At 47.0% G+C, this 14,312-nt stretch carries 15 protein-coding genes; 8 read left to right on the top strand and 7 right to left on the bottom strand.

From position 1 onward, the window contains the following. Window positions 1-2: 2 nt before the first annotated feature. From secB to MHM93_RS04220, 3 genes are all read right to left on the bottom strand, one after another. Window positions 3-473 carry a protein-export chaperone SecB gene (secB, locus tag MHM93_RS04230; protein ID WP_138547076.1) on the bottom strand — a complete coding sequence of 157 codons (471 nt, stop codon included), beginning with the start codon at window positions 471-473 and terminating at the stop codon, window positions 3-5. Window positions 474-546: 73 nt separating this feature from the next. Then, window positions 547-804 carry a glutaredoxin 3 gene (grxC, locus tag MHM93_RS04225; protein WP_045979274.1) on the bottom strand — a complete coding sequence of 86 codons (258 nt, stop codon included), beginning with the start codon at window positions 802-804 and terminating at the stop codon, window positions 547-549. Between the two features lie 18 nt (window positions 805-822). Further along, on the bottom strand, window positions 823-1,254 hold the full coding sequence (locus MHM93_RS04220) for a rhodanese-like domain-containing protein (protein WP_022943381.1): 432 nt from the start codon (window positions 1,252-1,254) through the stop codon (window positions 823-825). Between the two features lie 222 nt (window positions 1,255-1,476). Between MHM93_RS04220 and gpmM the strand changes: the two genes are divergently transcribed. The 6 genes from gpmM (at window position 1,477) to MHM93_RS04190 (ending at window position 6,976) form a co-directional block, all read left to right on the top strand. Beyond that, window positions 1,477-3,012, top strand: a complete 1,536-nt coding sequence (gpmM, locus tag MHM93_RS04215) for a 2,3-bisphosphoglycerate-independent phosphoglycerate mutase (RefSeq protein ID WP_239448156.1) — start codon at window positions 1,477-1,479, stop codon at window positions 3,010-3,012. Window positions 3,013-3,017: 5 nt separating this feature from the next. Continuing rightward, complete coding sequence (locus tag MHM93_RS04210; protein WP_306669445.1) at window positions 3,018-4,172, top strand: peptidoglycan DD-metalloendopeptidase family protein; 1,155 nt, start codon at window positions 3,018-3,020, stop codon at window positions 4,170-4,172. A gap of 33 nt (window positions 4,173-4,205) precedes the next feature. After that, window positions 4,206-5,405, top strand: a complete 1,200-nt coding sequence (locus MHM93_RS04205; protein WP_239448155.1) for a S41 family peptidase — start codon at window positions 4,206-4,208, stop codon at window positions 5,403-5,405. 64 nt (window positions 5,406-5,469) lie between these two features. Beyond that, window positions 5,470-6,234, top strand: coding sequence for a divergent polysaccharide deacetylase family protein (locus MHM93_RS04200; protein ID WP_239448154.1), 765 nt, complete (start codon window positions 5,470-5,472; stop codon window positions 6,232-6,234). Between the two features lie 261 nt (window positions 6,235-6,495). Continuing rightward, window positions 6,496-6,669, top strand: a complete 174-nt coding sequence (locus MHM93_RS04195; RefSeq protein ID WP_022943376.1) for a DUF1328 family protein — start codon at window positions 6,496-6,498, stop codon at window positions 6,667-6,669. A gap of 109 nt (window positions 6,670-6,778) precedes the next feature. After that, window positions 6,779-6,976: a hypothetical protein gene (locus MHM93_RS04190; RefSeq protein WP_022943375.1), complete on the top strand. Its 198-nt coding sequence runs from the start codon at window positions 6,779-6,781 to the stop codon at window positions 6,974-6,976. Between the two features lie 63 nt (window positions 6,977-7,039). On the opposite strand, the gene tkt is transcribed toward MHM93_RS04190, so the two are convergent. Further along, entirely contained in the window at window positions 7,040-9,031 is a 1,992-nt protein-coding gene (gene tkt / locus MHM93_RS04185) for a transketolase (protein ID WP_239448153.1), read from the bottom strand. 367 nt (window positions 9,032-9,398) lie between these two features. Here tkt and metK point away from each other — a divergent pair, with 367 nt between their 5' ends. Beyond that, entirely contained in the window at window positions 9,399-10,550 is a 1,152-nt protein-coding gene (metK, locus tag MHM93_RS04180; protein WP_022943373.1) for a methionine adenosyltransferase, read from the top strand. A 73-nt stretch (window positions 10,551-10,623) separates the two neighbouring features. Here metK and MHM93_RS04175 read toward each other — a convergent pair whose 3' ends face one another. Then, window positions 10,624-11,271: an START domain-containing protein gene (locus MHM93_RS04175; RefSeq protein WP_239448152.1), complete on the bottom strand. Its 648-nt coding sequence runs from the start codon at window positions 11,269-11,271 to the stop codon at window positions 10,624-10,626. Further along, window positions 11,246-12,769, bottom strand: coding sequence for a CYTH and CHAD domain-containing protein (locus MHM93_RS04170; protein WP_239448151.1), 1,524 nt, complete (start codon window positions 12,767-12,769; stop codon window positions 11,246-11,248). Before MHM93_RS04170 ends, MHM93_RS04175 begins: the two co-directional genes overlap by 26 nt. A 17-nt stretch (window positions 12,770-12,786) precedes the next feature. Here MHM93_RS04170 and MHM93_RS04165 point away from each other — a divergent pair, with 17 nt between their 5' ends. Continuing rightward, window positions 12,787-13,563, top strand: coding sequence for a TIGR04211 family SH3 domain-containing protein (locus MHM93_RS04165; RefSeq protein ID WP_235045712.1), 777 nt, complete (start codon window positions 12,787-12,789; stop codon window positions 13,561-13,563). 121 nt (window positions 13,564-13,684) lie between these two features. Here MHM93_RS04165 and MHM93_RS04160 read toward each other — a convergent pair whose 3' ends face one another. Continuing rightward, window positions 13,685-14,167, bottom strand: a complete 483-nt coding sequence (locus MHM93_RS04160; RefSeq protein ID WP_022943369.1) for a winged helix-turn-helix transcriptional regulator — start codon at window positions 14,165-14,167, stop codon at window positions 13,685-13,687. Between the last annotated feature and the right edge of the window lie 145 nt (window positions 14,168-14,312).

Below are 14,312 nucleotides of genomic sequence, written 5' to 3'. Positions count from 1 at the left end.
ACTTATGCGTCAGCTTGCTCAGCAGCTCGTTGCTGCATGTACTGGGCAAATAGCGCATCGAAGTTCACTGGTGCTAGGTTCAGCTGTGGGAAAGTACCACGATTCACCAAGTTTGATACAGCTTCACGCGCATAAGGGAACAACATATTAGGACAAAAAGCGCCCAACATATGAGCTTTTTGTACATCTTCCATTTCACCAATAGTGAAAATACCCGCTTGCTGGATTTCACATAGGAAAGCCGTCTCTTCACCCAGAGTCGCAGTGACTGTAACTGCAAGAACTACTTCATAAATGCCTTCATCAAGCTTATTTGAGCTGGTATCTAGATCTAATTTGACTTCTGGATCCCATTTCTTCTGAAAAATAGCTGGAGAGTTAGGTGTCTCGAAAGAAATATCTTTGGTGTAGATACGTTGAATAGAGAATTGCGCCTGTTGTTCTTGTGCTGCGCCTTGATTTTGTTCTTCCATTGTTGTTCCTATCAATTCTTTTTGCAATAAATTAGCCGCGTGAGGACGCGGCAACATATATGTTCGCAAGCAATTACGCGTTTAGCAGAGTGTTTAATTCGCCACTGGCTTCTAACGCCATCATATCATCACAGCCACCCACATGATGCTCACCAATGAAAATCTGCGGCACCGTGTGCGCGCCATTTGCGCGGGTGAGCATTTCATCGCGTAGCTCTGGTTGTACACCAATATCAAATTCAGTGTAAGTTACCTCTTTTTTATCCAGCAAGGCTTTCGCGCGCTGACAAAAGGGGCAATAGGCTTTAGTGTATAATACAACGTTACTCATAAATGCTTCCTAATAAAGTTATCGGCCTGATACCACAGGCAGACCTGCGCTTTGCCAAGATTGCATTCCACCTGACAAAATAAATACGCTTTCAAAGCCTGCTTTATTCAAGCCATTGGCAATACCTGAAGCCGTCATGCCTGTCGCACATACCAATATAATGGGTTTGCTTTTGTACTTTTCAAGCGCACTAAAGTCACCCTGCTTTGCTTTTTCAGCGCTCAGGTGCACGGCATTAGAGATATGCCCAGCGTTGTAGTCCTTTTGCGCGCGAATATCCGTTACGACGGCATCTTCACGATTCACTAAAAGGGTTAATTGCTGTGGGTTAATCTGCTTGATGGCAGAAAACTTACTTTTAAACCACCCCGATATCAACATCGCGACAATCGCTAGCCAAATGATGCTTAAAATAGGGTGGTTTCCGATAAATTCTATGTATTGTTCCATACGTCTTACTGTATTGTTCAAACCTTGCGGGCGGCACAAGTATACACACTTGCCTTCGACTTACCAATTGATGAAATATTTTCTACTGCTAAGGCGGATAAAAAACGGTAGGATACATTATAAGAGCGCAGTTCTGTGGCCACAGTGAACATCATAGAGCTGTATTCTTAATAATTATTATCAAGTAATTCATTTGTCGTGCCGACACTAGCAGGAGATCCAATGACACAGCCAAAGAAACCTCTCGTACTGATGATTCTGGACGGTTGGGGTTACCGTGAAAACAGCGAAAGTAATGCGATTTTAGCCGCCAACACCCCCGTTTTAGATAAGCTTTGGGAACAGCGCCCGCACACTCTGATTTCCGGTTCTGGTATGGATGTTGGTTTGCCTGATGGGCAAATGGGCAACTCTGAAGTAGGTCATGTTAACCTCGGTGCTGGGCGTGTGGTATATCAAGATTTTACCCGCATTACCAAAGCCATCGACGATGGAACATTTGCTGATAATAAAGCGCTTACCACTGCGATAGATAATGCCGTAACAGCGAACAAAGCAGTCCATCTGATGGGGCTGTTAAGCCCAGGTGGCGTCCATAGCCACGAAGAACATATTATTGCCGCTATTGAGCTGGCGGCCGAGCGCGGCGCTGAGCATATTTATGTGCATGCCTTTTTAGATGGTCGTGATACGCCTCCACGCAGCGCTGAAGCATCACTTAAACGCATCGATGAAACATTCGCTCGCCTCGGTAAAGGTCGTATCGCCAGTGTTGTTGGGCGTTACTTCGCTATGGATCGTGATAATCGCTGGGATCGCATCGAAAGTACCTATAACTTGATGGTCCTCGGCGAAGCTGACTATCAAGCTGTAGATGCAGTGTCAGCGTTACATGCAGCCTATGAGCGTGATGAAAATGACGAATTTGTAAAAGCAACAACCATTGGCGACAGCCCCGCAACCATCAATGATGGTGATGCAGTGTTATTTATGAACTTCCGAGCGGATCGAGCGCGGCAGATGAGTCGCGCTTTTGTTGATGCCGAATTTAACGGCTTCAGTAAAAAGAAAGCGCCGCAATTAAGCGGTTTCGTTATGCTGACTGAATATGCTGCAGACATCAAGGCGCCTGTGGCATTTCCACCAGAGCCACTCAATAATGTGCTGGGTGAGTGGCTTGCCAAACATAACAAAACACAATTACGCATTTCAGAAACAGAAAAGTACGCTCATGTGACCTTCTTTTTCAGCGGCGGTCGGGAGCAAGAGTTTGATGGTGAAAGCCGTGAGCTTATCCCCTCGCCGGATGTTGCTACCTATGACTTACAACCAGAAATGAACTCTCAATTGCTAACCGACAAACTAGTGGCGGCTATTCAAAGCAACAAGTATGACGTCATTGTGTGTAATTATCCTAATGGCGATATGGTTGGCCACTCAGGCGTATTTGCAGCAGCCGTAAAAGCTTGTGAAGCGGTGGACAGCTGTATTGGCCGCGTGGTGGAAGCGTTAGAGCAAGTCGGTGGCGAGGCCTTAATTACCGCCGATCACGGTAATGCCGAGCAAATGGTAAACCCACAGACTGGTCAAGCGCATACCGCCCACACCAGCGAGCCTGTGCCATTCATTTACGTTGGCCGTGATGCTCAAGCTATTGATGGCAAAACGCTCAGTGACGTAGCTCCCACTATGTTGCATCTACTGGGCATGGAGCAGCCAGAAGAAATGACTGGTTCACCCATCATGCGTCTTAAGTAACCTCGATGCCGATGGTTTTATTGAGTCACAAACGTCAAAAGGTGTCGCTGCTGTGCGCGACACTTTTGGCGTTCCTAAGCTTCAATAGCTTTGCTAACGAGAACCGCACCAAGCAAGACTTAACCGAAGTCCAACAAGAATTAAAAAAGAGCCAACAGAATTATCAGCAGCAGCAACGCTCGCTGGATAAGTTACAGAGCCAACTCAAGAACTCAGAGCAAGCTATCGCTGCAAATGCAAAGGAGTTACGTGCGCTCGATAACAAGCTCGCAGACAACGAACGGCAACACCAAAAGTTACAACAACAGGCTGAACAGCTGGAGTCGCGTCGTAAAAAGCTTGATAAAGTACTTGCAGCCCAAGTAAAGAGCGCCTACATGGTGGGTGGGCACGATTATTCAAAGATGCTGTTAAACCAACAAGACACAGCCAAGTTAGAGCGCACCATTAGCTATTACGACTATTTCAACAAAGCTCGTTTGCAACAGCTTGAAGCGTTACAACAAACAATGCGTGAAATAGCGCAAAACCAAGCAGCGCTGCAACAAAACAGACAACAACTGGCGAAGCTACGCGAGCAAGAACAACAGCAGCAACAGCAATTAGTTGCAGCTAAAGCACAACGTCAATCTCAGGTCCAAGAGCTACAAGGTAAATTAAATCAACTGCAAAGCTCGATAGCGTATTTAAAAGATAATGAGCAGACCTTACTGGATACCCTAGCGGAGCTAGAGCGCAGTAAAGACCGCCAAGTAGCTATGTTAGGTCTGGGTAGCAGTAAAGGAAAATTAACTTGGCCGACACGGGGTAAGCTTACCCACCGCTTTGGCACCCGTAAACGCCAAGGGTTCAATTGGAAAGGGGTGGTGATCGCAGCCAGTGAAGGGAGCAGTATAACCAGTATAGAGGATGGCCAAGTGGTCTTTGCTGACTGGCTAAGAGGTTTTGGTTGGGTCATGGTGGTCGATCACGGCAAGGGTTATATGAGCCTATACGGCCACGCTCAAGCATTACTTAAAGAAGTGGGCGATCCGGTTTATAAAGGCGAAACAATCGCTTTAGTAGGCCAGAGCGGCGGTCAAATTGATCCTGGTCTATACTTTGAAATACGCCACAAAGGACGTGCCGTTAACCCAACGACATGGTGCAAGTCCTCCTAATTGAATAGAGGCTGCACCTCAAGGGGGCAGCCGATGTTTGTATTCACAACTTACCTATACAAGCGCTTGTTACTAGGGCTCAGTTTTTTTGCCTTAGTGGTACTAGCGCCTGCTTCATTGGCAAAGGACAGCCAACTCGATGAAGTGCTTTTTCACATCAACAACTACTACGTTGAGGAAGTGGACCGCGACAAGTTAGACCAACATGTACTCAGCAGTTTATTACAAGAGCTTGATCCATATAGCGAGTTCCTTGATGAGCAAGAGTTAAAACGATTATTCGATGTCACCAATGGCCAATACAAGGGCCTGGGAATCGAGGTAGAACAGCGTGACAAACATGTAGTGGTGATCTCCGCCCTACCCAACTCACCCGCCCGGGCCGCTGGCTTACAACGTGGTGACGTTATCGTGTCTATCAATGGCACTAAGGTGAATAATACTACCTTAGAAGAAGTCTCTGCTCTGATCAGCAGTCGTGAAGATGGGCAAGTGCATTTAGCCGTTGCTCGCGCAGGCCACTCACAACGCCTCGACTTTCAGCTTACCCGTCAGCCTATCCACATTGAAAGCGTTGCCAGTGAGCTTAAGGCCAATGGCATGGGCTACTTACGCATTAATAGCTTCAACAATCATAGTTTTCATGATGTCGCGCGTCACATCACCATGATGCAAAACGCCAACGGCGCCATACTCAACGGTTTGCTCATTGACCTGCGTGATAACCCAGGCGGTACCCTCGACAGTGCCATTGCCATTGCCGATTTATTTTTGTCTCAAGGTGTTATCGTCTCTACTCGAGGTCGCTTTGTGGAGGCTAATCAACGCTTTGAAGCAAAAGCAGGGGACATAATTCAAGGCGCCCCCATGGTCGTACTGATCAATGAGGGCTCTGCTTCTGCTGCAGAAATTGTTGCCGGTGCGCTCAAGGATAATGACCGGGCAACCGTGGTAGGGACTCGCTCCTATGGTAAAGGGTCGGTGCAGTCATTGATCCCCTTAGGCGATGGCCGCAGTGCTTTGAAGCTGACCACAGCGAAGTACTATACCCCCTCTGGCGTGTCCATTGAGGGGACTGGCATCGTACCTGATGTGCCGATATTGCAACCTGCCCTTTCGCAATCAAATAAAGAAGTTATAATCAGCTTAGCTGAGGGGCAAAGTGCGCATAAAAACTTAACCGCACTGCTTGATAAACAATTACTAAAAGCTCAGCAACTATTAGAACAATAAAAACGCAGGATCGGCTTTAAGCACGGGCCTGCACACTAATCATCAACAAAGATAAAAACATATTGTGCGCTTTTTAATATGGACTACGTTGTATGTGCTGGTGCTCTTATCACCAGTACATGCGAAGCAAATCGCTATTGTCATTGATGACATCGGCTATCATCGTAACGACATGGCTGCCTTGCACTTGCCTGGCGCTGTGACCTATTCGGTGCTCCCTTTTACTCCTTACGCCGCTCACTTTGCTCAACAGGCAGGGGCCTTAGATAAAGAGGTGCTTTTGCATGCCCCTATGCAAGCTATAAACGGTAAAGCGTTAGGGCCTGGGGGGCTGACAATGGATATGTCAAAAGAAGCTTTCCAACACGAGCTACGCAAGGCATTAGCCAGCCTACCCAATGCGCGCGGCGTCAATAATCACATGGGCTCGCTGCTAACCCAGCAAAATGCGCCGATGAGCTGGACTATGGAAGTGCTAAAAGAGCAGGATTTGTTTTTTCTCGACAGTAAAACAACTCCCAATTCAAAAGCGCAAACAATTGCCGGGCTATACGGTGTCAGCAATATTGCTCGCCATGTTTTTCTCGACAATATTACCACCGAGCAGCAACTACGTTATCGCTTTGAGCAGTTAAAGACTCTCGCTGATAAGTATGACTACGCAGTTGCAATTGCTCACCCCTACCCCGAAACGTTTGCGTTCTTGCAACAGGCATTGCAAGAACTCGAGGGCGAAGGTTTCCAACTTGTGCCTTTATCTCAGCTAGTGCAGCAGCGCACAATTCGGCTTGCGCAGGCCGATAAAAAAAGTGTAACTGAGGAAGAGTAGAGGCCTCTAAAACAATCATAGGTGGCATGGCTGCTGATGACTGAGTTCTGGTGCCGATAAACCACCTCCTCCGTATTCAGCACCTGCCCAAGTGCTTGTTCTATGAACATAAAATTAATCTGTATCTTTTACACAAACAGTGAAAGCTTTTCTTTTCCCCTAGTCCACAAAAAACAACAAACCCATTAAAATCAATACCTTAAAAGTTGGCATGGACTTAGCAGCGTATATTCCGAAACGCAAATCTATGGAGGGTACATTATGTTAGGTTGGTCAATTGCATTTTTAGTTATCGCTTTGGTCGCAGCACTTTTAGGTTTCGGTGGCATTGCTGGCGCAGCCGCTGGCATCGCTAAAATTATTTTCTTTGTATTCTTGGTACTGCTGGTTATCTCCCTTGTTGCTGGCGCCATTCGTGGTAAAGCGCCAAGGTAGTTATTAGTTTTACAGTACAAGCGGTCACAGGCGGGATGAAACCCGCGACCGCAACCAAAACACGTTATTTGAATCCAGATTTAAAGAGTTAATATTCAAGGAGAGTTCTATGTTTAATCATTCAGCAACAAAAGCATTTATCGCTACATTATTTGCCGCAGTATTCGCTATGGGCTGTGAAGACAGTGGCGGTGCCGAAGAGGCAGGTGAAAAAATTGATGAGGCGATCACTGACACTCAAAACGCGGTTGAAGACGCGTGTGAAAATGTTAAAGAAAACGCCGGTGCAGAAGAAACAAACTGCTAATACAGGCTTATCTTCAAACAAAAAACCCGCGAAGTTCGCGGGTTTTTTTACGTCTCTAATTATTTAAAACTGACTGTTGGCCGCCGCAACCACATTGTCCACGGTGAAGCCAAAGTGCTTAAACAATTCGCCCGCTGGCGCTGATTCACCAAAGCTAGTCATGCCGATAACTTTGCCATTCAAACCAACATACTTATACCAGAAGTCGGCAATGCCTGCCTCTACAGCGACACGGCGAGTCACACTGCTGGGTAGGACACTTTCTTTGTACTGTGCGTCTTGTTGATCGAACAAGTCCGTTGATGGCATAGACACAACGCGTACCTGACGACCTTGAGCGCGAAGCTCAGAAGCTGCATCCATAGCAAGTTGTACTTCCGAGCCTGTAGCAATCAGGATAACTTCTGGCTCGCCATCACAGGTTAATACATACCCACCTTTTTTCACATCAGCAAGCTGCTGCGCATCGCGTGCTTGCTGAGCAAGACCTTGACGCGTAAAGACCAGCGACGTTGGCCCATCTTTGCGCTCAATCGCTTGCTGCCACGCAATGGCTGACTCAACTTGGTCACATGGACGCCAATTCACTAGATTCGGTGTATAACGTAGGCTCGCCATTTGCTCAACCGGTTGGTGAGTCGGTCCATCTTCACCCAGGCCGATGGAATCGTGGGTGTAAACAAAGATGCTAGGCGTCTTCATTAGTGCAGCCATGCGCACTGCATTGCGTGCATACTCCATAAACATCAAAAAGGTTGCACCGTAAGGAATGAAACCTTTGTGCAGGGCAATGCCATTCATAATGGCGGACATACCAAATTCACGCACCCCATAGAAAATGTAGTTACCTGACGCGTCGTCTTTACTAAGGCCTTTTGAACCACTCCAAATAGTTAAGTTCGATCCGGCCAAATCGGCTGAGCCGCCCATAAACTCGGGTAGCATGGGGCCAAAGGTATTCAAGGCATTTTGCGATGCCTTACGTGTTGCAGGGCTATCAGGGTTTGCTTGTAACTGCTCAATATAGGCTTGCGACTTCTCAGCCCAGTCAGCAGGCAATTCGCCATTTTGGCGACGTTCAAACTCAGCAGCAAGCTCAGGGTATGCCGCCTTGTATGCCGCAAACTTATCCTGCCAACTCTGCTCTGCTTGCGTGCCCTTCTCTTTAGCATCCCACTGTTGATAGATATCATCAGGAATCGCAAAGGCGTCATGAGACCAACCTAAGAACTCGCGCGCAGCTTTAATTTCATCATCGCCCAACGGCGCACCGTGGCAATCATGGCTTCCTGATTTATTCGGAGAGCCGTAACCAATCACTGTTTTACAACAGATAAGCGTTGGCTTGTCACCTTGGGCGCGGCCTTCGTCAATAGCAGCGCGAATAGCCTCGCTATCGTGACCATCAACATTACGAACCACGTGCCAGCCGTAAGACTCAAAACGCGCGGGAGTGTCGTCACTAAACCAGCCTTCTACATCACCATCAATAGAAATACCATTGTCGTCCCAAAACGCAATCAACTTACCAAGGCCTAGAGTTCCTGCAAGCGAACACGCCTCGTGAGAAATCCCTTCCATCAAGCAGCCATCGCCCATAAAAGCGTAAGTATAGTGATCAACAATTTCATGGTCAGCGCGATTAAATTGAGCAGCAAGGGCTTTCTCCGCAATTGCCATGCCTACCGCATTGGTGATCCCCTGTCCAAGCGGGCCCGTAGTAGTCTCAATACCCGGAGCATAACCGTATTCAGGGTGGCCCGGAGTTTTTGAATGAAGCTGACGGAAGTTTTTAATTTCCTCAATAGGAAGATCATAGCCGCTTAAGTGTAAAAGCGAATAAATCAGCATTGAACCGTGGCCATTTGAGAGAATAAATCGGTCACGGTCAGCCCAGTTAGGGTTGATCGGGTTATGCTTAAGATAATCGCGCCACAGTACTTCGGCGATATCGGCCATGCCCATCGGGGCACCCGGATGACCTGATTTAGCTTGTTGAACCGCGTCCATGGAAAGCACGCGAATGGCGTTTGCAAGTTCTTTGCGTGATGGCATGAATTCTCCTACCTTTAAATGTATTTGCGCTGGGGCTTCACTCGCGCTCATGCTGGCGCGGGTAAAGAATAAGACGAAAGCCCATTCTTACTTATTCATCTGCCCCCTGCAATTAAAAATTGGGCATCGAACGAGTAACTTTAGAATTACTCATAACGAATAAAAATACTGATAACTAAAAGAGTACAAAAACACCAAGCAATAAAGGTCAAAAGACCGCTATACAATCAATTTTATTTAGACGTCTAGGCGTAAAAAGCTAGGAAATCACCTGTGATTTAGCTAGAATACGCGCCTTAATTTATGCTGCGCTCAACCCAGTGGCTGGTATGATCTTGGGAAGCGCGATACTTGTGAGCAGAAACTTATGGCAAAACATTTATTTACTTCTGAGTCTGTGTCTGAAGGACACCCGGATAAAATCGCTGACCAAATTTCTGATGCGGTACTCGATGCTATTTTGGCGCAAGATCCCCATGCCCGTGTAGCCTGCGAAACCTATGTGAAGACCGGTATGGTGATGGTCGGTGGTGAAGTCACAACCAGTGCTTGGGTCGACATTGAAGAGTTAACGCGCAAAACCGTGCGTGAAATCGGCTACACCCATTCCGATATGGGCTTCGATGCCGACTCATGTGCAATTCTAAACACCATTGGTAAACAGTCTCCTGATATTAATCAAGGTGTTGACCGCGCTCGTCCAGAAGAGCAAGGTGCAGGTGACCAAGGCTTGATGTTTGGTTATGCCTGTAATGAAACCGACGTGCTCATGCCAGCGCCCATTACCTATTCACACCGCTTGGTACAACGCCAAGCCGAAGTGCGCAAAAATGGTGAATTACCGTGGTTACGCCCAGACGCCAAATCACAGGTAACCTTTGCTTATGAGAATGGCAAGGCTGTTGGTATCGATGCCGTCGTGCTGTCAACGCAACATTGCGATTCTATTGCACAAGATGACTTGGTTGAAGCGGTCATGGAGACCATTATCAAACCAACGCTACCAGCAGAGCTTATTACCGATGCGACTAAGTTCTTCATTAACCCCACAGGACGCTTCGTGATCGGTGGCCCGATGGGTGATTGCGGCTTAACCGGTCGTAAAATCATCGTTGATACTTATGGCGGTATGGCACGTCACGGTGGTGGTGCATTTTCAGGTAAAGATCCATCGAAAGTGGATCGCTCTGCCGCTTACGCAGCACGTTACGTTGCCAAAAATATAGTCGCGGCCGGCCTGGCCGATAAATGCGAAATCCAAGTGTCTTATGCCATTGGCGTTGCCGAACCAACCTCCATCAGTGTTGAAACCTTTGGCACCGGCAAATTAGACGAAACGCGTTTAATCGAACTGATCCGCAAGCATTTCGACTTACGTCCTTATGGTTTAATTCAAATGCTTGATTTAGAACGTCCAATTTATCAGCCTACAGCGGCTTACGGCCACTTTGGTCGCAATGAATTCCCATGGGAAGCGACCGATAAAGCACAGGCACTTAAAGCCGACGCTGGATTATAGTGAATTACCTATAAGTTAATTGAAAAGCGCCTATATGGCGCTTTTTTTATAGCTATAACCCCACTCTCGGCAGTTAATCCTCGCTGCAATCGCCGGCACTGATTGGCGCAATTTGCAAAGCGTGTACTGCTGCTAACTGACTTTTCAAGCTCATCATAGTTTTAGATACACTTTTCAACGACACTTTATTACTGAGCCAGCGTGGAAGCTTACCACCTGGGTCGGCAAAAACCTGATAGCGGATAAGTAAGCCGTCGTCTTGCTGCGTCATTCGCCAGTTAGCAGTCAAGGTTGTGATGCGTACCCTATCACTTTTACGAGCGATATTTGGGTTATAGGCGTGCACCCGTAACTCAGTGGTATAGTCATTGACACGCTGATAGCAACTTTGTGTATAGAGCTCTCTATCAGCAACGGGCCAAGGCGAATTAATCACCGTGTATACGCGGTTGCGATTGCCTTGCGAATGCAAAAGACGAACTTCTTGTACTGCATGCAACCACTGCGATGCTTGCTGGGTGTTGTACAGTAGCGTCAGTAACTGAGCTGTGCGGGCGTCGGCAACGAAAAGCTCAGCATAAATATGGTAGATACCATCTTTACTGACGGTATAGACCACTTTCAAATCAGGGAGATTTTTATAATTCCGCCAAGGTTGGATTTCAGCCCCAGCTGCAAAGCTGAGGCTAAGTAGGCTAATCGCGCCAATAAGGTTGAACATCACGAGTCGCTTCTCGGCTTTGCTCCATGGCACTCAACAGACTATCGGTTTTTTGCGTCAACCAAGCCTGAATTTTGATGAATTGCTCGCTCTCATTACCTTGGCACAGCTGACCAAGATAATCGAGGGTGAATAATTCAAACGTGCCGTGCACAATATCTAGCCATGGCGCCCGGAAGCTCATGCGCAAAGACTCATCAAACAATGCGCCCAAACAACAGCCACTTAAAAGGTTGCGTTCCAAGCGCTGCTTAAGCTGTAAGTATTGCTCGCTAGCTAGCGGCTGTTGAGGCTCAACGAGCTCTTTCATTTCCTGCCAATCATAGTCGAGTAGCCGTGCCGCCAGATCATGAATTGGCTGTTCACCAGCCTGAAGTTGCGCTTGCCCCCATGATTGTCGCCACCCTCGCTCGGTCAACCAGATTGTTAAATCTAACAACAGCAAGTTATAGCGTGTGCTAGTGAATATAGCCTGGACATCGTCAATGCTTGGTTGGATGGATTTTAGATCGCCTATCACCTGAGTTAGCTCTGGTGCTGCATTGATTTTCTTATAATAAGCATGCTTTTTCGAGGTAAAGGTTTTCAGTTGAATCGCCGTCTCGACCCAACTTAATTCGCTCAGTAACCACTTAAGTTCGCCGCGCAGACGCTCGGTCGCTTGTTTTTCAACGATATCGCTGAATAACCACAAACTATGGCGAATAAGACTGACACCATCGGTTACCCGTTTCAGTGTTTTAAGGGTCGGCTTTTGGAAATAACATTGTTCGTGTTTTTGTACAAAAGCAATGCCATAACTCAAGCACTTCTCCAGTGCTCGCTCTTGGCTGTCATCGTTGCTCAGCGGCACAAGGCCAATCTCTTTACTGGCTTTGAGCGGCTGATCGTCCGCCAGCCGATAACCTCGAGCTGCCTTTGAGTAATAACCCATGCGTAGAGGCAGGTTATCGATTAATTTTTCAGCTAGGGAAAACAGCTCACTGCGCTCCCCCTTTACTAATTCAACCTCAAGTTCGCAAATCGGCTCTACATTGGCGTTGGCCGATACCTCCCCCTTATCCAGCACCACTTCAATTTCAGTCCCTGCTTGGGTTTCAACTAACCAAGTGCGACGAATAAAGTTAGTACTAAATAGCGGATAGAGATTGTCGGCTAACGCGTCCACTTGCACCCCATGAGGCCAAATACTGGCATCAAAGTCGTGCAGCTGTGGACGATTTCCGTCAATAGGCAAATTGTACTCTGGACGCTGGTGCAGCCCACCCACGTTCTCACCTGCAAGCTTAATGGTTTGCTCACAAATGCCGTCACAACAGCGAGTACGAAGACCAATATCTAATGCTCTAAGCTCTCGGCTCGGGGTGTCGAAATAAGCATTTTGCAGGTTGCGTGCGGGTTTATTTTTTACGGTTTTTGCAAACTGGGTAATGAGTGCGGGTATGGACGGTATCACCGCCTCGGAAACTAAAAACTTAAGCTCTATCTCAGTGTCCATGCGCTATAGGAAGACCAATGAAATCGTCAAAAGCACAACATAAACAAAGCCGCCTACGAATGCAAACATTTTGCCATTTGGCCGTGCTATTTTGCCCCTTTACTAGCGTCGGTGAGTTACAAAATCACCCTTGCCAATCACTGCGCCAACCCATACTATGCTGGGATTGGAGAAATTATTTACGTAAAACAAGGTTAAGTTGGATGGTCAAACACGCCTGTGTCGCGCTCGCTTTTATGCTCAGCGCATTGTTCACCACCGCAGCACACGCAGAACAAGGCACCGCCTATATCAGTGATGAACTGTATATTTTTATGCACTCTGGAGCAGGTAAAAACTACCGCATTTTAGGTTCAGTTGATGCGGGCACGCCAGTGACACTGGTGAGCGGTGAAGAAAATAACGGCTTTCTCGAGATAATCGATGATAAACAGCGCCAAGGCTGGGTTGAAACTAAGTTTATCAACCAAGATAAAAGCTTAAAGATTCAATATCAGGAACTTGGTGAGCAGCTGGCACAAACTCAACAGGCGTTGCGCAATGCCCAAGCACAGCTTCCCGAGCTACAAACGCTGAATCGCGACTTGCAGGAGCAAGCCCAGCAGTTGCAAGCTCAGCTAGATCAAGCGATTGCCGAGCGCGACGCGCTTAATGCTAAACAACAAGGCTTAAAGGCCAAAGAAAAGCGACAGTTACTCACCTACGGTGGGGCAATTGCATTTATTGGTCTATTCTTAGGAATAATCCTCACCGTTATTTTGTCGCGCCGCAAGCGCTATGACGGATGGGCATAATCATTATTTTCAATTTGCATTGAGCCAAAAAGAGCACCTAGGTGCTCTTTTTTTTTGCAAGCAGCTAATAGCGCTATTCGTAAACTCTATATTACAGCTTGTGTTGGCATGTTCAGGGCGTTCACAGCTCGATACTGAGCCCGGTATCTTCTTTTACCTTTTCAATCACCATATACGTATGATGCGTACCGACCCCAGGAATATCCACTAAATCTCCCAGTACTTGGCGGTATTCGTTCATATCACTGACACGCACCTTGAGTAAGTAGTCGTAGCCTCCAGCAACCATATCGCACTCCACTACTTGTGGTGTATTGAGGATATGCTCTTTAAAAGTTTTAAATACCGAAGTATTAGATGTCACTAACGACACCTGCACATGAGCCAATAAACTTTGGTTTAATTTTTGCTCACTGAGCTTAGCATGATAGCCTTCAATAAAGCCTTCTGATTCGAGCCGTTTTACACGGTCGAGGCAAGGGCTAGGACTGAGGTTAACTTGCTTAGCTAAATTGACGTTAGAGATCCGACCATTGCGTTGTAAAACGTCGAGAATAGCGAGATCGATTCGGTCTAAGGTGCGAGGTTTAGCTGTTAAAGACATAGCAGCATTTTATACGGACAACGAAGAAATATGCCCTGTAAATTATCGTATTTAGAAAAATTAAACCAGCATATTCTGCGGCATTTTCATTAGAATGCCCGCGAATATGTATTCATATTGAGTGCAATCTCACCTTCGCGTTTTA

Origin of the sequence: Pseudoalteromonas sp. MM17-2 (assembly GCF_022347945.1) — a bacterium.
GTDB lineage: Bacteria > Pseudomonadota > Gammaproteobacteria > Enterobacterales > Alteromonadaceae > Pseudoalteromonas > Pseudoalteromonas ruthenica.
This window is presented reverse-complemented; position numbering and strand designations above follow the sequence as displayed.